The following is a 25157-nucleotide window of genomic DNA, read 5'->3' on the forward strand; positions in this document are numbered from 1 at the left end:
GATGACGACTAGCGTACAAAACTATCTCGATAAAGGCCTGCGTGGTCTGTGGTATCCGGTGTTGTCCAGTTGGGAAGTGCAGTCCGCGCCGGTGGGCATTACCCGCCTCGGCGAGCAGATTGTGGTCTGGCGTAACAAAGATGGCCAGGTGCAGGCGCTGGAAGATCGCTGTCCGCACCGTGGCGCGCGCCTGTCGATGGGCTGGAATCTTGGCGATCGCATCGCCTGCTGGTATCACGGCGTTGAGGTGGCGGGAAATGGCGAAGTTAAGGATGTCCCTGCCGTCGACAAATGCCCGCTGGTGGGCCAACAGTGCGTACGTAGCTACAACGTCGAGGAAGCACACGGTGCCATTTTCCTGTGGTTCGGCGTGACCGCCGATCAACAACCCGATGAACTGACCTTCCCGGCGGAACTGGCCGACGGCGAGTCCTACAGCAACTTCCTCTGCACCGCCGCGTGGGATTGCAACTATCAGTACGCGCTGGAAAACGTGATGGACCCGATGCACGGCACCTACCTGCATTCCTCCTCGCATTCGATGGCGGAAGGCGACCGTAAAGCCGACATGGTGCTACAGCCGACGAAAACCGGCTTTATTTTTGAGAAAAAGGGCCAGAGCGGCGTCAACTTTGACTGGGTTGAACTCGGCAGCAGCGGCGCCTACTGGATGCGCCTGTCGATCCCCTACAAGCAGCGATTTGGCCCAGGCGGGCACTTCTTTATCGTCGGCATGGTGGTGCCTGAGGATAACGATCATTGCCGCGTGTTCTTCTGGCGCATTCGCCGGGTGCAGGGCTGGCAGCGCGATATGTGGCGCTTCATGTATCGTAATCGGCTGGAGAAACTGCATTGGGAAGTGCTGGAGCAGGATCGCGTGGTGCTGGAGAGCCTGGCACCAAATGCGCGCGAGCATGAATACCTCTATCAGCATGATGTCGGCCTTTCTCGTCTGCGCCGCATGATGCAAAAAGCGGCGAAAGAGCAGTTGGCGACGCGTGAAGAACAGCAGGGAGCCGCCTAATGAATGGGCTGCTAAATGGCAAACGCATCGTGATCACCGGTGCCGCGCGCGGGCTGGGCTATCACTTTGCTAAAGCTTGTGCCGAGCAGGGTGCCGCCGTGGTGATGTGCGACATCCTAAAGGGCGAGCTGGCCGAGAGCGCGCATGGTTTACGCGAACAGGGTTTTGTCGTTGAGTCTCACGTTATCGATCTGGCCGATCAGCAATCCATTGAGCGTGTGTTCAGCGCGATTGGTGAACAGGGGCAGATCGACGGGCTGGTGAATAACGCGGCGATGGCCACCGGCGTCGGCGGCAAGAATATGCTCGATTACGATCCGGATCTGTGGGATCGCGTCATGAGCGTCAACGTCAAAGGCACCTGGCTTGTCACCCGCGCAGCGGTGCCGCTGCTGCGCGAAGGGGCGGGGATCGTCAATGTAGCTTCCGATACCGCGCTGTGGGGCGCGCCGCGCCTGATGGCTTATGTGGCCAGCAAAGGGGCGGTGATCGCCATGACGCGCTCGATGGCGCGTGAGTTGGGCGAAAAACGCATCCGTATCAACGCTATCGCTCCGGGGCTGACCCGCGTTGAGGCGACGGAATATGTGCCAGCCGAACGGCATCAACTGTATGAAAACGGTCGTGCATTAACGGGCGTGCAGCAGCCGCAGGATGTGACCGGCAGCGTAGTCTGGTTGCTCAGCGATCTGTCGGCATTTATCACCGGCCAACTGATCCCGGTCAACGGTGGTTTTGTCTTTAACTGAGTGGCGGAGTCGATATGGCAAGCGATCAGGAAGTGAAATATTTGGTACCGGGTCTGGAACGCGGCCTGCAGCTGCTGCTGGCTTTCGGCGAGCAGCATCGCGATCTGACTTTTGCCGAGCTACACCGGCTGGTGGATATGCCGAAGGCGACCGCCTACCGCGTGGTACAGACGCTAGAGTATATGGGGTTTCTGGAGCGCAATACGCGCACCAATACTTTCTCTCTGGGCATGAATGTGCTGCGTCTGGGCTTTGAATACATCGCTTCGCTGGATGTGGCGCAGGTTGGCCAGCCGGTGATTGAGCAACTGCGTGATACTAGCCAATGCAGCAGCCATCTGGCTATCCGCGACGGGCGAGACATTATCTACATCGCCCGCGTCAGCGCCGCCGGTTCGCGCATCAATCAGGTCAGCATTGGCACGCGCCTGCCGGTGCACTGCACCTCGCTGGGTCGCATGTTGCTGACCGATCTGTCGCGCGCCGATTTTGAACAGCTGTTCCCGCATGAGCGGTTGCCGGGCAATACGCCGGGGCAGCTTCACGAGCGCGAGGCGCTGTGGCAAATGGTGCAGCAGGACAAAGCGCGCGGCTACGTGATTGGCGAGTCATTCTTCCGTCACGGCATCTCATCCATCGTGTATCCGGTTTATGACCGCAGCGGTCGGGTGGCGGCGGTGGTGAGCATTCTGGTGCCTGCGGAAGAGATCCCGCAGAGCGACCGCGAGCGCCTGCAAAGCGAAGTGTGTCAGGCGGCGGATAAAATTTCCGGCTTCTTGGGCTATCTGTCTAAGGCCAGCTAAAACAGTAAGTTAACTCCAGGCGCTTGACGGCGTCGGGCATGTCCTACGCCCAAATTTGGGCGATGAACGGCAAATGAGGCAATCTTTGATGAGCGTGATTGGAATTGAAAAGCTGGAATTCGGCGTCGATAACCTGACCCAGTGCGCCAAATTTATGCAGGATTTTGGCCTGACGGGCGATGCTAGCGGCCAGCGTTTTACCACTTTAAGCGGCGCGCGCGTCGAGCTGAATGCGACCGACAGCCCGGATCTTCCGCCCGCGTTCGAAACGGGCAACACCTTGCGCCGTATGACGTGGGCCGTTGCCACCCAGCAGGATCTTGATGCACTACGCCCGAAGTTAGAACAGCAGCCCGGATTTCGCGTGGTGGGCGACGCGCTGGAATGCCTTGATCCAAACGGCATGACGCTGCGGGTACAGGTGAGCCAGCAGAAGCCGGTTGAGCTAAACGTTGAGCCTATCAATCAGTGGGGCGATGTACGCCGCATTGATACGCCTAGCCCGGTTTACGACCGCGCTCAGCCAATTAACGTCGGCCACGTGGTGTTCTTTGTTGAGGAACTGGCGGCGGTGGAAAAATTCTATCGCGAGGTGCTTGGCTTCCAGGTGTCGGACCGCTATATCAACCGCGCCGTGTTCCTGCGCTGCGGCGCACGCGGCGGCCATCACAACCTTTTCTTACTGCAATTACCAAACCGCAAGCGTGGGCTGAACCACGTGGCCTTTACCGTTCGTGATATCCATGAAGTGATCGGCGGTGGCATCGCCATGAACAAAAATGACTGGAGCACCTTTATCGGCCCGGGCCGTCATCCGGTGTCATCAGCCTACTTCTGGTACGTTAACAGCCCCACCGGCGGCGCATTTGAGTACTACACCAACGATGACTACCTGACGGAAAACTGGCAGCCGCGCGAGCTGGAACATTCGCTGGTGTCATTTACCGAATGGGCGGTAGAAGGCGGAATCGACCATGACACCCGCCGCCAGCAGCAGAAATCGGAGGCGGTATGACGGCGCGAATTGTCATTATCGGCGGTGGCCAGGCGGGCGGCTGGGCGGCGAAAACCCTGCGTGATGAAGGCTTCGACGGTGAGATTTGCGTGGTTGCCGAGGAAGAGTGGGATTTTTATGAGCGCCCGCCGTTGTCAAAGGCTTCCCTGTTAGAACCGGATGCAGCGCTGCCCCGCCTGTTCAGCGAGGAGTCGCAGGCGACGCTGAATCTAAACTGGTATCGCCCGCTGCGCGCCGTGGCGCTCGACCGCGAGGCGAAAACGGTACATTTAAGCAACGGCGAGTCGCTGGGCTACGACCAATTGCTGATCGCCACCGGCGGTCGCGCGCGCTGGCCGGGAGAGGCGTGGGCCGCGCACCCACAGGTCTATACCTTACGCCACTGGCAGGATGCCCAGCGTTTGAAGCATCGGCTGGCGCAGAGCCAGCGTCTGGCGATTATCGGCGGCGGCTGGATTGGCTTGGAGATTGCTGCCTCGGCGCGCAAAAGCGGCGTGGCGGTGACGCTGTTTGAACAGCAGCCGGCGCTGTGTATGCGTTCGGTGAGCCACGAGGTTTCACAGCGGCTGGCGCAGATACATCGTCAGCAGGGTGTGGATATCCGCTGCGGCTGTGGTGCGCTGGAGCTGGAGGATGATAACGGCCAGCCGGTTATCCATTGCGACGGCCAGCGTGAAACATTCGATGCGGTAGTGGTAGGCATTGGCGTCAGCCTGAACTTGGAGCTGGCGCAGGCCGCCGGTCTGCGCACAGAGCAGGGGATTGTTGTCGATGCGCAAGGACGTACCTCGGATCCGGCCATTTTCGCTGCGGGTGACGTTGCCCAGCATCACCAGTATGGATTGTGCATCCAGTCTTGGGCCTTCGCGCAGAATCAAGCGGTGGCCACGGCGAAGTCGATGCTCAGCCCTGAGGCCGCAGGTTATGACGAAGTGCCGTGGCTTTGGTCGGATCAATACCAGTACAACATTCAGATCCTCGGCATCCCGCAAAAAGGAAGTGAAACGATTGTTCGCGACGATGTGCTCTTTTTCTCGCTGGACGTGCGCGGGCGGCTGAGCCAACTAGTGGCCTTTAATGACGCCCGCACCGTCAAGCTGGCAAAACGCTGGATGGCAGCAGGGCGGGATCTATCCGACGTGCCGCTCGCCGACCCTGCTTTTTCACTGATGTCGTTGCGATAACCCAAGCGCACCCTTAGGGGGGACAAATGACCACATTAGAGACCAACACCGCGCCTACTGAGGCGAGCGGTGAGAGCATCTGCACGCCCGAAAAAGCCGTTCGCTGGGCCATTCCGCTGTCGCTGTTGGCCTGCGTCCTGCTGGCATTCTTCGACAAAATCAGCATTGCCGCGCTGTTTTCCGATGGCCATTTCCAGCAGGCGATGGGCATCGACTTCGACACCACGCGGCTTGGCATTCTGATGAGTGCTTTTTTACTGAGCTACGGTTTTTCATCGGTCTTTTTGAGCGGCCTGGGCGACAAAATTGCGCCGCTGCGCCTGCTGACCGGGATGATGGCGGTATGGTGCGTGTTGATGGTGGCGATGGGTTTTACCCATAACTATACGCTGATGATCGTGCTGCGCATTCTGCTCGGTGTGGCCGAGGGGCCGCTGTTCCCGCTGGCCTTTGCCATCGTCCGGCATAACTTCCCGCAGCATTTGCAGGCGCGAGCCACCATGCTGTGGCTCCTCGGCACGCCGGTTGGCGCAGCGATTGGTTTTCCACTTTCCCTGTGGCTGCTCAATACCTTTGGCTGGCAGAGTACCTTCTTCGCCATGGCGATACTGACCGTGCCGGTGCTGGTTTTTGTGCGCCTTGGTCTGCGGGGCATTCGCCTAGCGGCAAAACCCGCTACCGCGCAGGAGTCGCAGGAACAGCGGCGGGCGGCGCGGCGCGAGCTGTTCGTGAGCCCCCACTTCTGGATCATCTGCATCTTTAATATCACCTTCCTGACCTATCTGTGGGGCATTAACGGCTGGTTGCCGGGCTATCTGATTAAAGGCAAAGGCATTCACTTGGAGCACGCGGGCTGGCTGTCGTCGATGCCGTTTATCGCCATGCTGGCGGGAGAGGTAATTGGCGCCTGGCTGTCAGACCGGGTCGATAAGCGCGCTGCCGCCTGCTTTATCTCGATGGCTGGCGCGGCGGTGGGGCTGGCGGTAGTTATGCACCTGAACACCCCGCTGGCCATCATCGCGGCGATGAGCTTTAGCACCTTTATGTGGGGCATCGGCGCGCCCAATATTTTTGCCCTGCTGGCGAAGGCGACCCATCCACGGGTGAGCGCCACCGCCGGCGGGATCTTCAACGGGCTGGGGAACTTTGCCGGGGCATTGTCGCCCGCGGTGATGGGCGCGCTGATCGCGTTCACCCACAGCATGGATTCCGGGCTGATTTTTCTGGCGGTAATGGCAGCGGTGGGCTGCGTACTGTTACTGCCGCTACTGAAACGTTATTGAGGAGAGAGCTATGACTGATTCAACCGTAACGGCAAAACCTGGTATCAAACCTGACCATCTGACCATGGAAGAGTGGGTCGAATCGCGCATTGCGCGTTTTGAGGGGCGTAAATATGACTGGAATGCGCTGAAGTTCCAGGCCGATTACGACCCGAAATATCGCCGCGCCCAGATGCGCTATATCGGCACCGGGGCGACAGGCGTGGCGAACGACACCAATACCGTTCAGGCCGACCATTTTACGTTTTCCACCATGGTGCTGCCGTCGAAATGCGAAGGGCCACTGCATCTGCACGACGATGTCGAAGAAGTGTTCTTCATGCTCAAAGGGCAGATAACCCTGATGATTCAGGACGGCGATAACTACACCGAAACCGTACTGCGCGAGCGCGATCTTATTTCCGTTCCTGCGGGGATCTATCGCGGGCTGTTCAACCACGGCGAAGAAGAGGCGCTGATGTGCGTCATGCTGGGAACGAATAAGCCGGAAATCCCAACCTACCCAGCCGATCACCCGCTTTCCAAAGTGAAGCGCGGTTAAGGGGGCATGATGACGGGTTTTCGTGAGCAGGGAACCGGCACGCCATTAACGCTGCTGCATGGCATCAGCTCCGGCGCGGCGTCCTGGCATAAGCAGATGCGGCTAACCGGTTTTCGCGTACTGGCGTGGGATATGCCGGGCTATGGCGAAAGTCCGATGCTCCCCGTGACGCACCCCGATGCCGGGCACTACGCCGAGGCGTTGGCAGCAATGCTCGACCGCGCAGGCGTCGAGCAAACGGTGCTGGTGGGCCATTCGCTCGGCGCGCTGGTGGCCTGCGCCTTTGCGGCGAAATACCCGCATCGCGTGCGGCATATGGTGCTGGCCGATGCGGCGCAGGGCTACGGCCAGAGCGCAGTCGAACAGCGTGCAGAAGTTTGGCGCAGCCGACAGCAGCAAATGGCGCTGGGCGCGGAGCACCTCGCGCAGACGCGTGCGGCGAAGCTGTTGCGACCTAGCGCGCGGGAAAGCGATGTGTCCACCGTGGCTGCCGGAATGCGCAAACTGCATGCCGAAGGTTACCTTGCCGCCGCATGGATGTTGGCGCACGACGATATTCACGGCTGGCTGGGACAGTATGGCGGCGCGTTCGAAGCGTGGTGTGGAATGCAGGATGCCATCACCCAACCTGAGCGAGTTCAGGGACTGGCGCTGCGCTACGGCATGCCGTTTATCGCCATCCCACAGGCCGGGCACGCCAGCTATCTCGACAACGAGACATTTTTCAATCAACAGCTTTTACGGATCGGAGAAGAGGTGCGCGATGAATGCACAAATTGACGGGCGCGTAGCGGTGGTTACCGGCGGGTCTTCAGGTATTGGATTCGAAACGCTGCGCCTGCTACTGGGCGAGGGGGCAAAGGTGGCCTTTTGCGGCCGCGACCCGGACCGACTCGCCAGCGCGCATGCGACGTTGCAAAACGAGTATCCCGGTGGCGACATATTCTCCTGGCGCTGCGATGTGCTGAACGGCGAAGAGATGCAGGCATTTGCCAAGGCGGTGAACGTGCATTTTGGCCCCGCAGATATGCTGATCAACAACGCCGGGCAGGGCTATGTGGCGCATTTTGCTGATACCCCGCGCGAGGCGTGGCTGCATGAGGCAGAGCTGAAGCTGTTCGGCGTGATAAACCCGGTGCAGGCGTTCCTGCCGCAGCTGGAGCAGTCCGACATCGCCTCGATTACCTGCGTGAACTCGCTGCTGGCGCTGCAACCCGAAGAGCACATGATTGCCACTTCGGCCGCTCGTGCGGCACTGCTGAATATGACGCTGACACTTTCGAAAGAGCTGGTGGGTAAAGGCATTCGCGTGAACTCAATTCTGCTGGGGATGGTGGAGTCCGGGCAGTGGCAGCGACGTTTCGAAAATCGTAGCGATAAAAGCCAGAGCTGGCCGCAGTGGACGGCGGAGATTGCGCGGCAGCGCGGCATCCCGATGGCGCGTCTTGGCAAGCCGCAGGAGCCTGCACAGGCGCTGTTATTCCTTGCTTCGCCGCTGGCTTCATTCACTACCGGCGCGGCGCTGGATGTTTCCGGCGGCTTCTGCCGTCACCTTTGAGGAAGCGTCATGAAAAAAATCATGTTAATTGGCTACGGCACAATGGCGCAGGCGGTAATTGAACGCTTGCCGCCTCAGGTTGCCATCGGCTGGATTGTGGCGCGCGAATCTCACCACGCCGCCATTCGCGAGCAGTTCGCCGGCGATGTTGTGGCACTGAGCTCGCCGATGGCGTGCGCTGAAACGCCCGATTTGGTGCTGGAGTGCGCCAGTCAGCAGGCGGTGGTGCAGTATGGCGAAGCGATTTTACGCCGCGGTTGGCATCTGGCGGTGATCTCTACCGGCGCGCTGGCGGACAGCGTGCTGGAGCAACGTCTGCGCCATGCCGGTGGCGAATTGACGCTACTATCCGGCGCGGTCGCGGGCATTGATGGCCTGGCAGCGGCAAAAGAGGGCGGGTTGGAGCGCGTGACCTATCGGTCGCGTAAAAGCCCGGCCAGCTGGCGCGGCAGCTACGCCGAGCAGCTTATCGATCTCAACGCCGTGTCTGAGGCGCAGGTCTTTTTTGAGGGCAGCGCCCGTGAGGCGGCAAGACTGTTCCCGGCGAACGCCAACGTGGCGGCCACCGTGGCGCTCGGCGGCGTTGGCATGGATGACACCCGCGTGCAGCTGATGGTGGATCCCACAACTCAGCGCAATACCCACACCTTACACGTGGAGGGATTGTTCGGCGAATTCCATCTCGAACTTAGTGGGTTGCCCCTTGCCAGCAACCCAAAAACGTCCACTCTGGCGGCTTTGAGCGCGGTACGCGCCTGCCGTGAACTGGCCCAGCGCTAAGAGGCTGCTATGGAACCATTACCGATTTTTATAGGTGGACGTTGGCGTCGCGGCGGCGGCGAGCTGATGCAAAGTTTCTTCCCCGCAGAAGGGACAATCAATGCCACGCTGCATTCAGCAAGCCTTGCGGATTTGCAGGAGGCGGTGGAGTGTGCGGAGCAAGCGTGGCGCGATCCGCAGTGGCGCCAGACGCTGCCGCACCAGCGGGCGGCGCTGCTGCACAAGGTGGCGGACAATATTGAATCCCGTGTGGATGAACTGGCGCGGATGCAAAGCCGTGATAACGGCAAACCGCTGGCGGAAGCGCGTGGGCTGGTGATGAGCGCGGCGGGTACGGCGCGTTATTTTGCCGCCGCCTGCGAGCTGCTAGAAGGCGAACTGCCGACGCCAAGACACCCCGATTTGCTGACGCTGAGCCGCTATGAACCGCTCGGCGTGGTGGCGGCCATCACGCCGTGGAATTCGCCGATTGCCAGCGAAATGCAAAAGGTTGCTCCGGCGATTGCTGCCGGTAATGCGGTGATCCTCAAGCCTGCGGAAGCCACGCCGCTGATGGCGCTGGAACTGGCGCGTATTTTTGACCAGGCCGGGCTGCCGGCGGGCCTGCTGAGCGTGCTGCCGGGTAAAGGATCGGTGATAGGCGATGCGCTGGCGCGTCACCCGAAGGTGCGAAAAATATCGTTTACCGGCGGTACGACAACAGGGCGCCATTTGGCGCACGTGGCGGCGGAAAAGCTGATCCCAACCTCCCTAGAGCTGGGTGGCAAGTCGCCCACTATCGTGCTGGACGATGCCGACATTGAACAGGCCGCGCGCGGCATCTGCTACGGCATCTTTAGTTCTGCCGGACAAGCCTGTATTGCCGGTTCACGGCTGTTTATCCACCGGCAGGTTTATGCGCCGCTGATGGCGCGCCTGCTGGAACTGACCGGTGGGTTGCGCGTGGGACACCCCTTTAGCCGCGACACGCATATGGGGCCGCTTATCAATGAAAAGCACCGCCAGAGCGTACTGGATTACGTGGCGCTGGCGAAGCGCGAAGGCGGCCGTGTGCTGTGCGGGGGAGAAATTCCCGCCGATCCAGCGTTGGCGGCGGGCAGTTACTTCCAGCCGACAATTATTGAAGGGCTAAGCAATCAGGCACGGGCCTGCCAAGAAGAGATTTTTGGACCGGTGCTGATAGCCATGCCTTTTGACGATGAGGCAACGCTTATCACGGACGCCAATGATTCCGTTTATGGGCTGGCGGCGGGGATCTGGACGCGCGATACCGGACGCGCGCTGCGCTTAAGTGAGGCGCTGGAGGTGGGCACCATCTGGATCAATACCTACAAAGTTTTCTCCATTTCGACCCCGTTTGGGGGCTTTAAAGAGAGCGGCCTGGGCCGCGAAAAGGGCATTCAGGGCTTAAAGGCTTGGATGCAACAAAAGAGCATTTATCTGGCGACGGGTAATGGCGTCAACCACTGGTGCGACTAAGAAAGGGCAAGCGATGAGCGAAATGATAACCGTTGGCGAGGCTATCGCCAGGACGCTGGAACAGTATCACGTTGAAGCCATTTATGGCGTTATCTCGATTCATAACCTGCCAATCGCTGATGCGGTGGGGCAACGCGGCAATATCCGCTTTGTGCCTGCACGTGGCGAGGCCGGTTCGGTCACCATGGCCGATGCCCACGGGCGCTTTTCCGGGCTTGGCGTGGCGCTGACCAGCACCGGCGCGGGGGCGGGGAACGCCGTCGGCGCGCTGGTCGAGGCGATGAACGCCTGCACGCCACTGCTGCATTTAACCGGTCAGGTTGAAAAAGCATGGCTGGATGCTGATACCGGTTTTATCCATGAAACTCGCGACCAACTCACCTTCCTGAAGGCCAGCTCAAAACGCGCTTATCGCATCAGCAATGCCAATCAGGCAGTGGCTATTTTGCATAAGGCGATTCAGGAGGCGCAAACGCCGCCGTGTGGCCCGGTATCGGTCGAGATCCCGATTGATATTCAGAGCGCGAAAATTTCGGCGTCGCTGGTGACGGCGGCGCTGCAAACTCGCCCGGCGGCTTGCGTAGATAGCCACGTGGTTGATGAACTGTGGGCACAGATGAAGCAGGCAAAGCTGCCGCTGCTGTGGCTCGGCGGCGGTGCGCTGGACTGCTCAGAGGCGGTCAGAAAGCTGGCCGATGCGGGAGTTACCGTGATTTCCAGCACCCATGCGCGCGGCGTGCTGCCGGATAGCCATCGCGCTAGCCTGCGGGCCTTCCACAACTCGCCGTCGGTTGAAGCGGTGATTGCCGCCTGTGATTTTACGCTGGTGGCCGGGTCACGCCTGCGCAGCAATGAAACGCGTTCGTGGACGCTTGAGTTGCCCCATCCGCGGGTGCAGATTGATATCGACCCGGCGGCGGCCAGTCGTAACTATTTGATGGATAACACCGTGATTGCTGACTGCAACGCGCTGCTGGTCGCGCTGGCGGCAAAGGCCGAGGGCCGTGAGTGGGGCAATGCGCAGTGGGACGCGTTGGTGAGTGGGGCGGTAGCCAAGGCGGAGCAGGGGCTGCGCGAACAGTGCGGCGAATATGCGAAGCTCAACGATGCTATTGCCCAGGCGTTGCCGGAAGATGGCCTGCTGGTTCGCGATATTACCGTGTCTGGCAGCCTGTGGGGCAGCCGACTGTTCCGTGCTAACGGCCCGTTGATGAATATCCACTCCCTCGCCGGCGCTATCGGGATGGGACTGCCGATGGCCATCGGCACTGCCGTCGCCAACCCGCAGCGTAAGGTGGTGGGGCTGGTTGGCGATGGCGGGCTGAGCCTTAATCTCGGTGAACTGGCGACGCTGGCTCAGGAAAAAGCCAACGTGACGTTGCTCATCATGAACGATGGGGGATACGGCGTGATGCGCGGTATTCAGGATAAATACTTCGGCGGGCGTCAGTATTATAACGAGCTGCACACGCCGGATTTCACCCTGCTGGCGCAGGCCATTGGCCTACAGGCATGGTGCGTTGAGCGCGCGGAGGATTTTAATGCCGTGATGACCGAAGCGCTGGCGATGCCGGGGCCGTCGGTGGTGGAGGTGAAAATGGGGCAAATCGGCGCGCTGAAGTTTGCCGGGCCGCCGCAGAAGACGTTGTATTGAGGCGATACCCCCTCACCCCGGCCCTCTCCCCATGGGGGAGAAAATACCGCACCGGGCGATCCCCTCTCCCCTATGGGGAGAGGGTTAGGGTGAGGGGAAAGCATTAAAACGCGTTAAATGGATACTCAACGTAGACACGTACTTCATTGCCGCTAACGTTGTAGTCGCTAGCATTGCTCGATACGCGCAGCACCGAGTAGCGCACTTTAAACGTCAGGTCTTTCGCCGGGCCGTTCTGCACCTGGTACTGTACCTGGTTGAACCATTCGTGTTCTTTACCGTTGCTGGTTTCCGCCGTCTTGATGTTGTCGCCGCGAACGTAAGCGGTGGTCCAGCTCAAGCCCGGCAAGCCCAGACCGCTGAAGTCCAGCGCATAGGACGCCTGCCATGAGCGTTCATCTTCAGCGTTAAAATCAGACCAGTAGGAGTTCGCCAACCAAATGGTGTTACCGCCATCGCCAACGCCGCCTTGGTTCTGGTAGCCGCCGTAGTTATAGCCGGTGCTGCCGCTGCTCTGTTGATACGCAATTTTGAAGGTATGGATATCCCAGATATAGCTGGTCGCCAGGCTCCAGATGCTGTTGCTGCGGCCCGTATTCAGCGAGTCGGCATATTCCTGATCCAGACGCGAGTTATAGCCGTTGAAGTCGAAGACCAGTTTCTGGTCTGCGGCCAGCGGCTGGGCGTAGTTCAGCCCGAGGTACTGTTTATTCAGCACGTCTTCTACGTGGGAAGCGTACAGTGCGCCGCTCAACTGGTCGTTGAACTGATAGCTGGCGCCGCCGTAGGTGATACTTTTCAGGCCGCTGTTGTGGCTGTCATCGCTTTTGCGCTGTTCGTCGGTCAGATAACCGGCGTTAACTTCCAGACCCGTAATCTCTTTTGAGATCAGCGCGGCCCCGGTGTAAGTTTCATACAGCAGACGTGATTCATCGGCGGTGATAATTGGCAGCGTCGGACGCTGGCTACCGTAGCTTAATACGGTGTTGGAGAAACGCATTTTGGCGGTTGCGCCGAACTTCGCGAGGTCGGACTTCGCGCGACCATCGTTATCCTGAGCAAAGAAGTCAATGCCGCCTGCACCGCTGTTGCCGCGGCCGCCATCAAGGCGCACGCCATACTGTGCAATACCGTCTACACCAAAGCCGATTGGGCCTTGTGTAAATCCTGATTCGAAGGTGGCAATAATGCCTTGGCCCCATTCGCTTTTATCGTGCAAGCCATCGCGATAGTCGCGTTTAATATAGGCATTGCGTAAAAACAGATCCAGATGGCTGTCGTCAACAAATCCCTGGCTATCAGATTGTTGGCTGGCGAAAGCAGGCGCAGAGGCAATAATACTTAAAGCAATTAAGGCTAATTTATTTTTCACGGCAGGAACTTCTCTATTTATATAACTGTCGAATTGTGTTGTTACAATTTCGATAGTCGCCTGAATGCGCGTCAAAAGCAATAACTGTATGACTCATTTTCAAGGTGATGAAGGCTTGAACGGCCTGCTATGGCTGGTTTTTGTTCGCGAGTGTAGACGATTTGAAAATATGGCGTTTGGGCTTAATGAAAGATAAATAATACATTTTTATTTTCATATCTAGGATGAGTGTTCGAGCCTGGCGGTTGTTGCTTATATATTCTTCGTGGTTGATCTCTACGCATATTTAACGGTTTGTGCGCTTAACTTATCAAATAATGCCGTTAAGTTATTTCTAATATCTTTTGCGTAATATAGCAAGGGAGCAATGTTGCCCCCTTGCTGATGATTATTTAATACCGTCCGCGTTCAGACGATCGCGGATATGCTGAGCACGTTCCTGTGAGCCAGGGTGATCGTCAAACATTGAGCTTTGACGTCCATCCTCCAGTTTCGCCAGCTTCTCGAAGCTGGTGGCAAGGCCGGTTGGGTTGATACCGCGTTTACGCAGCAGATCGTAGGAATAGTCGTCCGCTTCGGATTCTTGACGCTGTGAGAACTGGGAGTTCACCAGTTTTTCTCCAAGATCGCCTAGCTGTGATTGCGACAGGCTGCCGACAATACCGCCCGCTGAAGCCGCCGCAGCGCGCAGCGCGTTGGTGCCAATCGCCACCTGCATACCTTTCTTCACGTGACCCAGCGCTACGTGGCCCATTTCATGACCGACTACCGCTTCGACTTCGTTGTCGTTCATCAGATCCATCAGGCCGCTGTAGACGCGGATACAGCCGTTCGCCATCGCGAAGGCGTTGACGTCTTTTGCCACATACACTTTGTAATTAACCGGCTGGCCGTTGATGTTATCCCCCAGCGCTGCCGAAATTTTATTCAGTCGCTTGACGTAGTCGCTACCCGCTGGCGCGATGGTAGCCTTACTGTCCATATCCTTGCAGGCCTGATCGCTCAAGGCTTGTACCTGCTGATCGCTGAGGGAGAAGGCCTGTAGCGCCCCCGTTCCGGAATTTAATAAGCCGTTAGAATCCATATTCTGGCAGCCACTCAGCAGTAAAGTCGCACCAAAAGCCAGTACCATCGCCCGTTTTTTCATGAGATTGCTTCCAAAGTCGTTTATCTGAAAATGCCCTGCAATGACGATGCCAGAGATTCGCTAAGTATAAAGAATATCGTGAGTTGCAAGCGAGGAGATCACATCTTGATAACTCCTGTTCCAGAGATTTCTGAATCGGCAAAAGGATGCTCCATGTACATGCTTTGTCGCATAGGTTACATTGTTGGCACTTTTTTCTGGCACCGCCCGTAACGTGCGCGCCTCGTGGCGTTTAGGGTAAGCCTTCAACAGTCCGAACTGGAGTCAAAATGTCCTCACGTAAAGAGCTTGCTAATGCTATTCGTGCGCTGAGCATGGACGCAGTACAGAAAGCCAAATCCGGTCACCCGGGTGCCCCTATGGGTATGGCTGACATTGCCGAAGTCCTGTGGCGCGATTTTATGAACCATAACCCACAAAATCCGTCCTGGGCTGACCGTGACCGCTTTGTGCTGTCTAACGGCCACGGCTCCATGCTGATCTATAGCCTGCTGCACCTCACCGGTTATGACCTGCCAATGTCCGAACTGATGAACTTCCGTCAGTTGCATTCTAAAACTCCGGGTCACCCGGAAGTCGGTTATACCGCTGGTGTTGAAACCACGACTGGCCCACTGGGTCAGGGTATTGCTAACGCAGTGGGCATGGCGATTGCTGAAAAAACGCTGGCGGCGCAGTTTAACCGTCCTGGCCACGACATCGTTGACCACTTCACCTACGCGTTTATGGGCGACGGCTGCATGATGGAAGGCATTTCTCACGAAGTGTGCTCCCTGGCCGGTACTCTGAAGCTGGGCAAACTGGTTGCCTTCTATGATGACAACGGCATCTCCATCGATGGCCACGTTGAAGGCTGGTTCACTGATGACACCGCGAAGCGTTTCGAAGCCTATAACTGGCACGTTATCCGTGGTATAGACGGCCATGATGCGGACGCAATCAAACGCGCAGTAGAAGAAGCGCGTGCGGTAACGGACAAACCGTCTCTGCTGATGTGCAAAACCGTGATTGGTTTCGGTTCACCAAACAAAGCCGGCACCCACGACTCCCACGGCGCACCGCTGGGTGAAGCAGAAGTGGCGCTGACTCGTGAAGCGCTGGGCTGGAAATACGCCGCGTTCGAAATCCCGGCTGACATCTATGCGCAGTGGGATGCGAAAACTGCAGGTCAGGCAAAAGAAGCCGCGTGGAACGACAAGTTTGCCGCTTACGCGAAAGCCTTCCCGCAGGAAGCAGCAGAATTCACCCGTCGTATGAAAGGTGATATGCCAGCTGATTTCGATGCGAAAGCCAACGAGTTCATCGCTAAACTGCAGGCGAACCCGTCCAAAATCGCTAGCCGTAAAGCTTCTCAGAACGCTATCGAAGCGTTTGGTCCATGGCTGCCAGAATTCCTTGGCGGTTCTGCTGACTTGGCGCCATCTAACCTGACTATCTGGTCTGGTTCTAAATCGATCAACGAAGACATCGCCGGTAACTACATCCATTACGGTGTACGTGAATTCGGTATGACCGCGATCGCTAACGGTATCTCGCTGCACGGTGGTTTCCTGCCGTACACCTCTACCTTCCTGATGTTTGTGGAATACGCACGTAATGCCGTACGTATGGCCGCGCTGATGAAAAAACGTCAGGTGATGGTGTATACCCATGACTCCATCGGTCTGGGTGAAGATGGCCCAACTCACCAGCCGGTAGAGCAGATTGCTTCTCTGCGCGTGACTCCGAACATGTCCACATGGCGTCCATGTGACCAGGTTGAATCCGCGATTGCGTGGAAATATGGCGTTGAGCGTCAGGACGGCCCAACGGCGCTGATCCTCTCCCGTCAGAACCTGGCACAGCAGGAACGTACTGAAGAGCAGCTGGCAAACGTTGCTCGCGGTGGCTATGTACTGAAAGATTGCGCAGGTCAGCCTGAGCTTATCTTCATTGCGACCGGTTCCGAAGTTGAGCTGGCGGTTGCCGCTTACGAAAAACTGACTGCCGAAGGCGTGAAGGCGCGCGTGGTTTCCATGCCGTCTACCGACGCATTCGACAAGCAGGATGCGGCTTACCGTGAATCCGTACTGCCGAAAGCCGTTTCTGCGCGTGTGGCTGTAGAAGCTGCTATCGCTGATTACTGGTACAAATATGTTGGCCTGAATGGCGCTATCGTCGGTATGACCACCTTCGGTGAGTCTGCGCCGGCAGAGCTGCTGTTTGAAGAGTTCGGCTTCACCGTTGACAACGTTGTCGCGAAGGCGAAAGCACTGCTGTAATTAGCCACTACGGCTAAAAAACGGGTCGCTCAGGCGGCCCGTTTTTATCACTAGGTTAATTTATTTTAGCTATGGCAAGATATAAATGGTGACTTTAATCACAAATTGCATATTTTGTTATTTTATTAATTTGTAACCGATATCACACAATTAACGTTGCATTTTAAGAATTGATTCGCAATTCATTGTTTTTCCTCGCGTCATAAAAATGCACTGTTAAAACCCGACCTATTCTCCCTCGATTGATTTCACTTTGCCGCACGAGTATTTTGTTTTTAACGCAATCTGTACCTTAAAAATAAAATAAGGATAATTTATGCGGTTGATTGATTATTTTCCCGAAGCATCGATCTCAATAATAAACTCGGCAAATGACTGGCAAGAAGCCATTGATTTTTCCATGTCCTCTTTGCTCGCTAACCATTATGTCAATGCCGCTTATGTGCAGGCTATTAAAGACTCCACGTTAAGCAATGGTCCCTATTATATTCTCGCGTCCGGTGTGGCAATGCCCCATGCACGTCCGGAATGCGGTGCTTTAAAAACGGGAATGTCGTTAACACTACTTAAGGAAAACGTCCAGTTTAGCGCTGATGATGAGCCTGTGAAATTATTAATTGGGCTATCAGCAGCCGATGCCGATTCACATATCGACGCTATCCAAGTATTAAGCGAACTGCTATGTGAAGAAGAAACACTTGCCGAATTATTAGCGGCAACATCAGAAAAACAGCTGGCAGATATTATCGCCCGCGCATAATTATTTACTCCTTTATAGGATATTATTATGGAACACAAGTCTGCTCGTGCAAAGGTCCAGGCTTTTGGGGGATTTTTGACTGCAATGGTCATCCCCAATATTGGCGCTTTTATTGCTTGGGGTTTTATTACCGCATTATTTATTCCGACCGGTTGGATGCCGAATGAACATTTCGCCAAAATCGTTGGGCCGATGATTACCTATTTGCTGCCGGTAATGATTGGTTCCACCGGCGGTTTTCTGGTTGGAGGTAAACGCGGTGCGGTAATGGGGGGAATCGGAACCATCGGCGTCATCGTGGGCGCGGATATCCCGATGTTCCTCGGCTCCATGATCATTGGCCCACTCGGTGGTTTAATCATCAAACATATCGACCGCCTGCTGGAAAAACGTATTCCTGCCGGTTTTGAAATGGTGATTAATAATTTCTCGCTCGGTATTGCCGGGATGATTCTCTGCCTGCTGGGATTTGAGGTTATTGGCCCGGCGGTGCTTGTCGCTAATAACTTTGTCAAAGAGTGCATTGAAGCGCTGGTCCATGCGGGCTACTTGCCGCTGCTGTCGCTGATTAATGAACCGGCAAAAATTCTCTTTCTAAACAATGCTATCGATCAGGGCGTTTATTATCCACTGGGGATGCAGCAGGCTTCGGAGACGGGAAAATCCATCTTCTTTATGGTCGCTTCTAACCCCGGTCCAGGCCTAGGTTTACTGCTGGCTTTCACCTTTTTTGGCAAAGGTATGGCGAAGAAGTCAGCGCCGGGCGCGATGATCATCCATTTCTTGGGCGGGATTCATGAACTGTATTTCCCGTACGTTCTGATGAAGCCGCTGACGCTGATCGCCATGATTGCCGGTGGCATGAGCGGAACGTGGGTATTTAACCTGTTAGGTGGCGGCTTGGTCGCGGGTCCAAGTCCGGGTTCGATTTTTGCCTACTTAGCATTAACCCCGAAAGGTTCCTTCCTCGCGACCATCGCGGGTGTAACCGCAGGGACGCTGGTGACTTTTGTTATCACCTCTTTCATTTTGAAAATGGAAAAAAATAGTGAAACGGAAGGTGAAGATTCATTCAGCGAATCCGCTAAAGCGGTAAAAGTGATGAAACAGGAAGGGAAGTTTTCGTATCGCGACGTGAAACGCATCGCCTTTGTCTGCGATGCCGGAATGGGCTCCAGCGCAATGGGGGCGACCACCTTCCGTAAGCGTCTGGAAAAAGCCGGTTTGGCCATCGAGGTTAAGCATTATGCCATCGAAAATGTACCGGAAGATGCCGATATTATTGTGACCCATGCCAGTCTCGAAGGGCGCGTAAAACGGGCGACGGATAAGCCGTTGGTGCTGATTAAAAACTATATTGGCGACCCGCTGTTGGATGAGCTCTTTAAGCATATTACCGCCCATTAGCCTTAATATTTTCTGGAGTAACAATGAAAACGAAAGTGGCTGCTATCTATGGCAAGCGGGATGTCCGTATCCGTGAATTTGAATTGCCTGCGATTACTGAAAATGAATTATTAGTCAGTGTGATATCCGACAGCGTGTGTTTATCTACTTGGAAAGCCGCGTGCCTGGGTAGCGAACATAAACGCGTCCCCGACGATCTGGAAAACCATCCGGTGATAACCGGTCACGAATGCGCGGGGATTATTGTCGAAGTTGGGAAGAATCTGACCGACAAATACAAAAAAGGGCAACGTTTTGTTTTACAACCGGCGATGGGATTGCCCAGCGGATATTCCGCCGGATACAGCTATGAATATTTTGGCGGCAATGCCACGTACATGATTATTCCTGAAGTCGCGATTAATTTGGGATGCGTATTGCCATATCACGGCTCCTATTTCGCGGCGGCTTCTCTGGCTGAACCGATGTGCTGCATTATTGGCGCTTACAACGCTAATTATCATACGACGCAGTATGTCTACGAACACCGGATGGGGATAAAACCCGGCGGCAATATTACGCTGCTGGCCTGCGCCGGACCGATGGGAATCGGTGCGATCGATTACGCGGTAAATGGCAACATTCAACCATCACGCGTGGTAGTGGTGGATATCGATGACGCTCGTCTAGCACAAGCCAAAAAACTGTTGCCGGTGGAACTGGCAGTGGAAAAAGGCATTGAACTTATCTATGTGAATACCCGAGATATGGACAACCCCGCAACACAGCTTCGCGCACTCACCGATGGCGCAGGCTTTGATGACGTCTTTGTCTACGCCGCCGTACCAGCGGTGATTGAGATGGCCGACGATCTGTTGGCGGAAGACGGTTGCCTGAATTTCTTTGCCGGGCCGACCGATAGCCAATTCAAGGTGCCGTTCAACTTTTATAACGTGCATTACAACAGTACGCATGTGGTCGGCACATCCGGTGGTTCAACGGATGATATGAATGAGGCGATTGCGCTGAGTGCCACCGGTCAGCTTCAGCCGTCGTTCATGGTGACACATATTGGTGGGCTGGACGCGGTGCCAGATACCGTCCTCAATCTGCCGGATATTCCCGGCGGCAAAAAACTTATCTACAACGGCGTGACGATGCCGCTGACGGCGATTGCCGATTTTGCCGAAAAAGGCAAAACCGATCCTCTGTTCAGGGAACTGGCGCGGCTGGTGGCGCAGACTCACGGCATCTGGAATGAGCAGGCGGAAAAACATCTGCTGGCTCACTTCGGCGTGGATATCGGGGAGGCTGCGGCATGATGTCCCTAGCATGGCCGCTCTTTCGCATTACGGAACAGGCAGCGCTGGCTGCCTGGCCGCAAACCGGATGCGGTGACAAGAATCGAATCGATGGGCTGGCGGTCACCGCCATGCGCCAGGCATTGAATGAGGCCGCTATCCGTGGGCGAATCGTGATTGGCGAGGGGGAAATTGACCATGCGCCGATGCTGTGGATTGGCGAAGAGGTGGGGAGCGGTAGCGGGCCGGAAGTGGATATCGCCGTCGATCCCATTGAAGGCACCCGCATGGTGGCGATGGGGCAGAGCAACGCGCTGGCAGTAATGGCGTTTGCGCCGCGCGGCAGTCTGCTCCATGCTCCTGATATGTATATGAAAAAACTGGTTGTTAACCGGGAGGCGGCCGGGGCGATTAATTTGGCGCTGCCGCTGGCGGAGAATTTGCGCAATGTGGCACATGCACTGGGTAAACCGCTGGAACGTCTGCGAATGGCGACCTTGGACAAGCCACGCTTACAGCCTATGATTGCCGAAGCCACACAGCTTGGAGTGAAAGTTTTCGCTCTGCCGGATGGTGATGTCGCAGCCAGCGTGTTGACCTGCCAGCAGGATAATCTGTATGACGTGATGTTTACCATTGGCGGTGCGCCGGAAGGGGTCATTTCCGCCTGCGCGGTCAAAGCGCTGGGTGGCGATATGCAGGCGGAACTGATCGACTTTTGTCAGGCGAAAGGTGACAGCGCCGAAAATGAGCAGGTCGCGCAACAGGAACGAAAACGCTGTGCTGAGATGGGCGTAGAGGTCAACCGGATCTATTCGCTGGAGGAGTTGGTTCGAGGGCGCGACATCCTCTTTAGCGCAACCGGTGTAACGGGCGGCGATCTGGTAAATGGCATTCAACAGGTAGCGAATGGTGTGCGCACTCAAACTTTACTGATCAGCGGCGCGGACCGAACGTGTAATATAATAGACTCCCTGCATTCATGGTGATTTATCGAGAGACGGATGACGACGCTGACAGAAGATGAGGTGCTTGAGCAACTGGATGCTCAGGAGGATATGCTTGCGTTTATGGCGACAGCACATGACATTTTGCTGTTGGGCGTTAAACGCTTTCTGCCGTCGCTGTTTGTCGATAACGATGAAGAGATCGTGGAATATGCAGTGAAGCCGTTACTCGCGCAAAGCGGGCCGCTTGACGATATTGATGTGGCGTTACGACTGATCTATGCGCTGGGAAAAATGGATAAATGGCTGTATGCCGACATTACCCATTTTTCTCAGTTTTATCAGTACCTCAAAGAGCAGGATGACATCCCCAAATTCGCTGACGATATGACGTGGGATTTTATCAGTAACGTGAACTGTATTACGCGGAATGCGACCCTTTATGGTGCGCTGGAATCGATGAAATTCGCCGACTTTGCCGCTTGGTCTGAGGTGCGCTTTACCGGAATGGTCAAAACGGCGCTGACGCTGGCGGTAACGGCAATTTTAAAGGAACTCACGCCGTGAAAATCTGGCTGACAGTGAATGGGCTACAGATCGAGGCTCATTACCACGATGATGAAATAGAAAAAGTTCACAAACCCTTACTGTGCAAACTGGCGCAATTACATGCCGCAAATCCTGCGCGGCGGACCATCATCTTTTTGAGTGCGCCACCCGGCACGGGAAAATCGACCCTGACGACATTCTGGGAACACCTCTGCCGTCGGGATGCCGACCTGCCGGAGATTCAGACGTTACCGATGGATGGTTTCCACCACTACAACAGTTGGCTGGATGCGCACAACCTGCGCCCTTATAAAGGTGCGCCGGAGACGTTTGATGTGGCGAAGCTTGCACAGAATCTACAGCGGATTCGCGAGGGCGATGGAACATGGCCGCAGTACGACAGGCAAACGCACGATCCACAAGAAGGCGCGGTTCAGGTCACGGCACCGGTGGTGATTGTGGAAGGCAACTGGCTGCTGCTTGACGACGACAGTTGGCGAACTTTAGCGAAATACTGCGATTTTTCTCTATTTATTCACGCTCCGGCGCATGTTCTGCGAGACCGTTTGGTAGGGCGCAAGCTGGCCGGAGGGCTATCGCAGGCCGAAGCCGATGCTTTTTATCTGCGTACAGACGGCCCGAATGTGCAACGGGTGCTCGAAAACAGCCTGCCTGCTAATCTGACATTAGAAATGACAGAGGATGGTGCGTATCGGATCCCAGAGAGCTTGACCCTTCAGACCCTTAATCACGCTGACGTTCCGTGAGAGTGCCATTTCGCAACCGAACAATGCGTGGAAAATGACGCTGTGTAAAAGCAGCGTCATGGCTAATTGAGACGATGCTGGTTCCTCGCTTCCGGCAAACATCAAGCCAGTTTTCAAAGACTGCCAGCCAATGGGCGTCAAAATCACGGCTCGGTTCATCCAGCATGAGAATGGCTGGTGCCATCGCCTCAAGGCTGGCAACGGCAACCATGCGACGCTGCGCGGTGTGCAAATCCAGTGGGTGCGCGTCTGCCACGTCGTCTAGCTGACAGAGTTTCAGGGCGGCCATGGTGCGTTGCGCCACTTCCTCGGCGGGCAGTTTTTGCAGCCGCAGGCCAAAAGCCACTTCATCTGCCACATTGCTATGAAAGATCTGGTTTTCCGCTTCCTGAAACAAAACGCCGATGACCGTTGCGCGTTCGCGGTTTTTGAATTGCGCAATAGTTCTGTTGCACAGCATTACTTCACCGGAGGAAGGGGAGAGAAGGCCCGCCATCACTCTTAACAGGGTGGATTTTCCCACACCATTATCGCCGGTTAACGCCAGCCATTCTCCTGCATGCAGTTGCAGCGAAATATCATGAAGGCAGGCATCTGGCGCACCGGGCCAGCGAAAATTCACCTGATTTAATATCAGCATAGCGGTGATAAACCTCCGTCGTGCAGCTGCCAGGCTCGCTGGCAATGCGCAATGAACGGCTCGGGCTGCCGCTCGAATAGGATAACCAACGACTGTTGCTGCTGCGCCCAATTTTGCAGTCGCGTTAGCAGCAGATCGGTCGCTTGGGCGGTCAGGCGACTGAATGCTTCATCCAAGATTAAGATCTTCGGCTGCATCGCCAGCGCACAGGCTATCACCACGCGTTGGGTTTCACCGCCGGAGAGGGTTGCCGGGTGTCGATGACGCAGCGGCTGGCATTGCGTCAAGGAGAGCGCGTTATCGATTCGACGCAGAATCTCGTCTTCTGCAAGGCAGAGATTCTCCGGGCCAAAAGCGACCTCTTCTTCCACGCTGAAGGTGCAACCGGATAGCTGCAGGTAAGGGGATTGTTGAACCAACTGGATGGTTTGTGATTGTTCTACCAGCGTGATTTGGCCAATGGGGGCGCCTAGCAGACTCCCTGTACCCTCGATGCTGCCGGGCAGAAAATCCGGGTACCAGCCCGCCATGAGCTGCGCTAGCGTGCTTTTGCCGCTGCCGTTATCGCCAAAAATAGCCACCATGCCGTCAGTTGCACAATGAAAACTGAGAGGAACAGAGAGACGCGTGGGGTGCGTAGGGCGATAGCAAAACTGTTCTAGCGTAACCATATCCATACCCCTATTTCGACAAGCATAGCGAGTACCATGGTGTAGCGGGCGATGCGTTGTAAAGTGCTGTCCGCTGGTGCCCACAGTGTGGTACGCCTGCGATGCAGACGAAAGGCCCGCATATCCAGCGCTGCACCGCGTACCACCAGATCGTTGAGCGCATTATGCGTCAGCGGGAGTATCAGTGCGGGCATCGCGCGTAGGCGCTGATACCCGCGTTCATCCAGCGGAACACCACGCGCGCGCTGGGCTTCGTGAATAATCGACAACTGCCGCTTGAGCTGCTCGACGATCAGCAACGGACCGGCAAACAGATAGGAAACGCCCGGCGGTAGGCGTGAGGCAAATAAGGCGCGGATGAAGCGCGATATCGGCACATACTGCATCCACAGCTGCGATGTTGATACTATCGCCAAGATCCGTAGCCACAGGGTGACGGCTTCGGCCCAGCGCTCAGGCGCACGCTGCTGTCCACTGAGCCACTCCGTCAGCCAGCCGCCGTGGACCAGCCACAGGCCTATTCCCAAAGGCACCATCAACCAGACAACATACTTTGCGCGGGGACGCGTAGCTCTCCGGCACAGCAAGAGCAGGAATACAGCCATACTGTAGACGCTAAGTACGATGCCGCCCGGCAGCAGTAACGTGGTGCAGGCGGCAAGCGCCCACAGCGTGAGCGAGGTAAACGGATGCATTTAGCGCTACCGCACGGCAGACATAGTAGGGAAATGACGCATAGTGCGTAACGGCAGCTGACGCAGCAGCAGCCAAACGATCAACGCCGTTAGGATTTTATCCACCAGATTGGCACCGATAACGGTAATGGCGACGGACTCCATCAGGTCCTGACCGGCAGAGTACATCCAGGCGACAAATAAATCGGCTCCGCTGCCGGTGACGCCGCCAAAGAGAGTCGTGCGAATAGGAACCGCAACAATTGTCACGCCGAGGGTGATGACGCCGCCGCTGGCAATCACTTTAGGCAAGGTGCGAAACCATCCTGCGCGAGCCAGCCATCCGGCGACGAGACCAATAACCATTGCGACGGGGGCAAAGGCCGCGGCGATAGGATCGGTCAGGACTCCCCATAGCAGGTTGGTGAGTAAACCGGTCAGCATGCCCACGACAGGGCCTAACAGCACTGCGCTAATGATGGTGCCGATGGAGTCGAGAAAAATGGGCAGTTTCAACATGCTGATGAGCTGACCGCCGACCATATTGATAGCGATAGCAATGACAATCAGCGCCAGCGATTGACTGGAAAATTGGCGACGCGCCATAGAGAC

The 25157-nt window shown here is 56.3% G+C and carries 25 protein-coding genes; 19 read left to right on the top strand and 6 right to left on the bottom strand.

The features are described 5' to 3' along the window. Position 1: 1 nt before the first annotated feature. The 12 genes from AB4K05_RS01460 (at position 2) to AB4K05_RS01515 (ending at position 12070) form a co-directional block, all read left to right on the top strand. Entirely contained in the window at positions 2-1024 is a 1023-nt protein-coding gene (locus AB4K05_RS01460; RefSeq protein WP_368478287.1) for a Rieske 2Fe-2S domain-containing protein, read from the top strand. After that, positions 1024-1773, top strand: coding sequence for an SDR family oxidoreductase (locus tag AB4K05_RS01465; RefSeq protein WP_368478288.1), 750 nt, complete (start codon positions 1024-1026; stop codon positions 1771-1773). The genes AB4K05_RS01460 and AB4K05_RS01465 overlap by 1 nt, the downstream gene beginning before the upstream one ends. A gap of 14 nt (positions 1774-1787) precedes the next feature. Further along, positions 1788-2576 (top strand): IclR family transcriptional regulator, encoded by a 789-nt coding sequence (locus tag AB4K05_RS01470; protein ID WP_368478289.1) that lies wholly within the window; start codon positions 1788-1790, stop codon positions 2574-2576. An 88-nt stretch (positions 2577-2664) separates the two neighbouring features. After that, positions 2665-3591, top strand: coding sequence for a VOC family protein (locus AB4K05_RS01475; RefSeq protein WP_368478290.1), 927 nt, complete (start codon positions 2665-2667; stop codon positions 3589-3591). After that, positions 3588-4775: an NAD(P)/FAD-dependent oxidoreductase gene (locus tag AB4K05_RS01480; RefSeq protein ID WP_368478291.1), complete on the top strand. Its 1188-nt coding sequence runs from the start codon at positions 3588-3590 to the stop codon at positions 4773-4775. Before AB4K05_RS01475 ends, AB4K05_RS01480 begins: the two co-directional genes overlap by 4 nt. Before the next feature lie 26 nt (positions 4776-4801). Beyond that, the gene (locus tag AB4K05_RS01485; RefSeq protein ID WP_368478292.1) at positions 4802-6058 is read left to right on the top strand and encodes an MFS transporter; all 1257 of its coding nucleotides are present in this window, start codon (positions 4802-4804) and stop codon (positions 6056-6058) included. A gap of 10 nt (positions 6059-6068) precedes the next feature. Then, on the top strand, positions 6069-6599 hold the full coding sequence (locus tag AB4K05_RS01490; protein WP_368478293.1) for a cupin domain-containing protein: 531 nt from the start codon (positions 6069-6071) through the stop codon (positions 6597-6599). Between the two features lie 9 nt (positions 6600-6608). Then, the gene (locus AB4K05_RS01495; protein ID WP_368478631.1) at positions 6609-7379 is read left to right on the top strand and encodes an alpha/beta fold hydrolase; all 771 of its coding nucleotides are present in this window, start codon (positions 6609-6611) and stop codon (positions 7377-7379) included. Further along, a complete protein-coding gene (locus tag AB4K05_RS01500; protein ID WP_368478294.1) occupies positions 7363-8157 on the top strand; it encodes an SDR family oxidoreductase in 795 nt (264 codons plus the stop codon). The genes AB4K05_RS01495 and AB4K05_RS01500 overlap by 17 nt, the downstream gene beginning before the upstream one ends. A 9-nt stretch (positions 8158-8166) precedes the next feature. Then, positions 8167-8937: an aspartate dehydrogenase gene (locus AB4K05_RS01505; protein WP_368478295.1), complete on the top strand. Its 771-nt coding sequence runs from the start codon at positions 8167-8169 to the stop codon at positions 8935-8937. A gap of 9 nt (positions 8938-8946) precedes the next feature. Further along, the gene (locus AB4K05_RS01510; RefSeq protein ID WP_368478296.1) at positions 8947-10416 is read left to right on the top strand and encodes an aldehyde dehydrogenase; all 1470 of its coding nucleotides are present in this window, start codon (positions 8947-8949) and stop codon (positions 10414-10416) included. Between the two features lie 13 nt (positions 10417-10429). Beyond that, the gene (locus AB4K05_RS01515; protein WP_368478632.1) at positions 10430-12070 is read left to right on the top strand and encodes a thiamine pyrophosphate-binding protein; all 1641 of its coding nucleotides are present in this window, start codon (positions 10430-10432) and stop codon (positions 12068-12070) included. A gap of 103 nt (positions 12071-12173) precedes the next feature. Here AB4K05_RS01515 and AB4K05_RS01520 read toward each other — a convergent pair whose 3' ends face one another. Together AB4K05_RS01520 and AB4K05_RS01525 are read right to left on the bottom strand one after the other, a co-directional pair. Continuing rightward, positions 12174-13442, bottom strand: a complete 1269-nt coding sequence (locus AB4K05_RS01520; protein ID WP_368478297.1) for an OprD family outer membrane porin — start codon at positions 13440-13442, stop codon at positions 12174-12176. Positions 13443-13830: 388 nt separating this feature from the next. After that, entirely contained in the window at positions 13831-14589 is a 759-nt protein-coding gene (locus tag AB4K05_RS01525; RefSeq protein ID WP_368478298.1) for a M48 family metallopeptidase, read from the bottom strand. A gap of 269 nt (positions 14590-14858) precedes the next feature. Here AB4K05_RS01525 and tkt point away from each other — a divergent pair, with 269 nt between their 5' ends. From tkt to AB4K05_RS01560, 7 genes are all read left to right on the top strand, one after another. Next, entirely contained in the window at positions 14859-16850 is a 1992-nt protein-coding gene (tkt, locus tag AB4K05_RS01530; RefSeq protein WP_368478299.1) for a transketolase, read from the top strand. Between the two features lie 316 nt (positions 16851-17166). Beyond that, positions 17167-17610 (top strand): PTS mannitol transporter subunit IIA, encoded by a 444-nt coding sequence (cmtB, locus tag AB4K05_RS01535; RefSeq protein ID WP_368478300.1) that lies wholly within the window; start codon positions 17167-17169, stop codon positions 17608-17610. A 27-nt stretch (positions 17611-17637) separates the two neighbouring features. After that, a complete protein-coding gene (locus AB4K05_RS01540; RefSeq protein ID WP_368478301.1) occupies positions 17638-19017 on the top strand; it encodes a PTS mannitol transporter subunit IICB in 1380 nt (459 codons plus the stop codon). Between the two features lie 23 nt (positions 19018-19040). Beyond that, a complete protein-coding gene (locus AB4K05_RS01545) occupies positions 19041-20318 on the top strand; it encodes a zinc-binding dehydrogenase (RefSeq protein ID WP_368478302.1) in 1278 nt (425 codons plus the stop codon). Continuing rightward, positions 20315-21286, top strand: coding sequence for a class II fructose-bisphosphatase (gene glpX / locus AB4K05_RS01550; RefSeq protein WP_368478303.1), 972 nt, complete (start codon positions 20315-20317; stop codon positions 21284-21286). Before AB4K05_RS01545 ends, glpX begins: the two co-directional genes overlap by 4 nt. Before the next feature lie 15 nt (positions 21287-21301). Then, positions 21302-21811 (top strand): MltR family transcriptional regulator, encoded by a 510-nt coding sequence (locus AB4K05_RS01555; RefSeq protein WP_368478304.1) that lies wholly within the window; start codon positions 21302-21304, stop codon positions 21809-21811. Then, positions 21808-22560: a nucleoside/nucleotide kinase family protein gene (locus AB4K05_RS01560; RefSeq protein WP_368478305.1), complete on the top strand. Its 753-nt coding sequence runs from the start codon at positions 21808-21810 to the stop codon at positions 22558-22560. The genes AB4K05_RS01555 and AB4K05_RS01560 overlap by 4 nt, the downstream gene beginning before the upstream one ends. Here AB4K05_RS01560 and AB4K05_RS01565 read toward each other — a convergent pair. From AB4K05_RS01565 to AB4K05_RS01580, 4 genes are read right to left on the bottom strand one after another with little or no spacing between them, the layout of a single operon-like run. Beyond that, positions 22538-23200 (bottom strand): ABC transporter ATP-binding protein, encoded by a 663-nt coding sequence (locus AB4K05_RS01565; protein WP_368478306.1) that lies wholly within the window; start codon positions 23198-23200, stop codon positions 22538-22540. The genes AB4K05_RS01560 and AB4K05_RS01565 overlap by 23 nt on opposite strands. Beyond that, on the bottom strand, positions 23194-23871 hold the full coding sequence (locus tag AB4K05_RS01570) for an ABC transporter ATP-binding protein (protein WP_368478307.1): 678 nt from the start codon (positions 23869-23871) through the stop codon (positions 23194-23196). Before AB4K05_RS01570 ends, AB4K05_RS01565 begins: the two co-directional genes overlap by 7 nt. Beyond that, positions 23859-24566 (bottom strand): energy-coupling factor transporter transmembrane component T, encoded by a 708-nt coding sequence (locus AB4K05_RS01575; protein ID WP_368478308.1) that lies wholly within the window; start codon positions 24564-24566, stop codon positions 23859-23861. The genes AB4K05_RS01570 and AB4K05_RS01575 overlap by 13 nt, the downstream gene beginning before the upstream one ends. Before the next feature lie 6 nt (positions 24567-24572). Next, the gene (locus AB4K05_RS01580; protein WP_368478309.1) at positions 24573-25151 is read right to left on the bottom strand and encodes an ECF transporter S component; all 579 of its coding nucleotides are present in this window, start codon (positions 25149-25151) and stop codon (positions 24573-24575) included. Positions 25152-25157 lie beyond the last annotated feature (6 nt).

The sequence above is a fragment of the Kluyvera sp. STS39-E genome (assembly GCF_040932435.1).
Classification (GTDB): Bacteria; Pseudomonadota; Gammaproteobacteria; order Enterobacterales; family Enterobacteriaceae; genus Kluyvera.

What these genes read in the sequence shown, in the direction of transcription:
- AB4K05_RS01460 (WP_368478287.1), top strand. Translation starts at nt 2, where the DNA reads ATGACGACTAGCGTACAAAACTATCTCGATAAAGGCCTGCGTGGTCTG.
- AB4K05_RS01465 (WP_368478288.1), top strand. Translation starts at nt 1,024, where the DNA reads ATGAATGGGCTGCTAAATGGCAAACGCATCGTGATCACCGGTGCCGCG.
- AB4K05_RS01470 (WP_368478289.1), top strand. Translation starts at nt 1,788, where the DNA reads ATGGCAAGCGATCAGGAAGTGAAATATTTGGTACCGGGTCTGGAACGC.
- AB4K05_RS01475 (WP_368478290.1), top strand. Translation starts at nt 2,665, where the DNA reads ATGAGCGTGATTGGAATTGAAAAGCTGGAATTCGGCGTCGATAACCTG.
- AB4K05_RS01480 (WP_368478291.1), top strand. Translation starts at nt 3,588, where the DNA reads ATGACGGCGCGAATTGTCATTATCGGCGGTGGCCAGGCGGGCGGCTGG.
- AB4K05_RS01485 (WP_368478292.1), top strand. Translation starts at nt 4,802, where the DNA reads ATGACCACATTAGAGACCAACACCGCGCCTACTGAGGCGAGCGGTGAG.
- AB4K05_RS01490 (WP_368478293.1), top strand. Translation starts at nt 6,069, where the DNA reads ATGACTGATTCAACCGTAACGGCAAAACCTGGTATCAAACCTGACCAT.
- AB4K05_RS01495 (WP_368478631.1), top strand. Translation starts at nt 6,609, where the DNA reads ATGACGGGTTTTCGTGAGCAGGGAACCGGCACGCCATTAACGCTGCTG.
- AB4K05_RS01500 (WP_368478294.1), top strand. Translation starts at nt 7,363, where the DNA reads ATGAATGCACAAATTGACGGGCGCGTAGCGGTGGTTACCGGCGGGTCT.
- AB4K05_RS01505 (WP_368478295.1), top strand. Translation starts at nt 8,167, where the DNA reads ATGAAAAAAATCATGTTAATTGGCTACGGCACAATGGCGCAGGCGGTA.
- AB4K05_RS01510 (WP_368478296.1), top strand. Translation starts at nt 8,947, where the DNA reads ATGGAACCATTACCGATTTTTATAGGTGGACGTTGGCGTCGCGGCGGC.
- AB4K05_RS01515 (WP_368478632.1), top strand. Translation starts at nt 10,430, where the DNA reads ATGAGCGAAATGATAACCGTTGGCGAGGCTATCGCCAGGACGCTGGAA.
- AB4K05_RS01525 (WP_368478298.1), bottom strand. Translation starts at nt 14,589, where the DNA reads ATGAAAAAACGGGCGATGGTACTGGCTTTTGGTGCGACTTTACTGCTG.
- tkt (WP_368478299.1), top strand. Translation starts at nt 14,859, where the DNA reads ATGTCCTCACGTAAAGAGCTTGCTAATGCTATTCGTGCGCTGAGCATG.
- cmtB (WP_368478300.1), top strand. Translation starts at nt 17,167, where the DNA reads ATGCGGTTGATTGATTATTTTCCCGAAGCATCGATCTCAATAATAAAC.
- AB4K05_RS01540 (WP_368478301.1), top strand. Translation starts at nt 17,638, where the DNA reads ATGGAACACAAGTCTGCTCGTGCAAAGGTCCAGGCTTTTGGGGGATTT.
- AB4K05_RS01545 (WP_368478302.1), top strand. Translation starts at nt 19,041, where the DNA reads ATGAAAACGAAAGTGGCTGCTATCTATGGCAAGCGGGATGTCCGTATC.
- glpX (WP_368478303.1), top strand. Translation starts at nt 20,315, where the DNA reads ATGATGTCCCTAGCATGGCCGCTCTTTCGCATTACGGAACAGGCAGCG.
- AB4K05_RS01555 (WP_368478304.1), top strand. Translation starts at nt 21,302, where the DNA reads ATGACGACGCTGACAGAAGATGAGGTGCTTGAGCAACTGGATGCTCAG.
- AB4K05_RS01565 (WP_368478306.1), bottom strand. Translation starts at nt 23,200, where the DNA reads ATGCTGATATTAAATCAGGTGAATTTTCGCTGGCCCGGTGCGCCAGAT.
- AB4K05_RS01570 (WP_368478307.1), bottom strand. Translation starts at nt 23,871, where the DNA reads ATGGTTACGCTAGAACAGTTTTGCTATCGCCCTACGCACCCCACGCGT.
- AB4K05_RS01575 (WP_368478308.1), bottom strand. Translation starts at nt 24,566, where the DNA reads ATGCATCCGTTTACCTCGCTCACGCTGTGGGCGCTTGCCGCCTGCACC.
- AB4K05_RS01580 (WP_368478309.1), bottom strand. Translation starts at nt 25,151, where the DNA reads ATGGCGCGTCGCCAATTTTCCAGTCAATCGCTGGCGCTGATTGTCATT.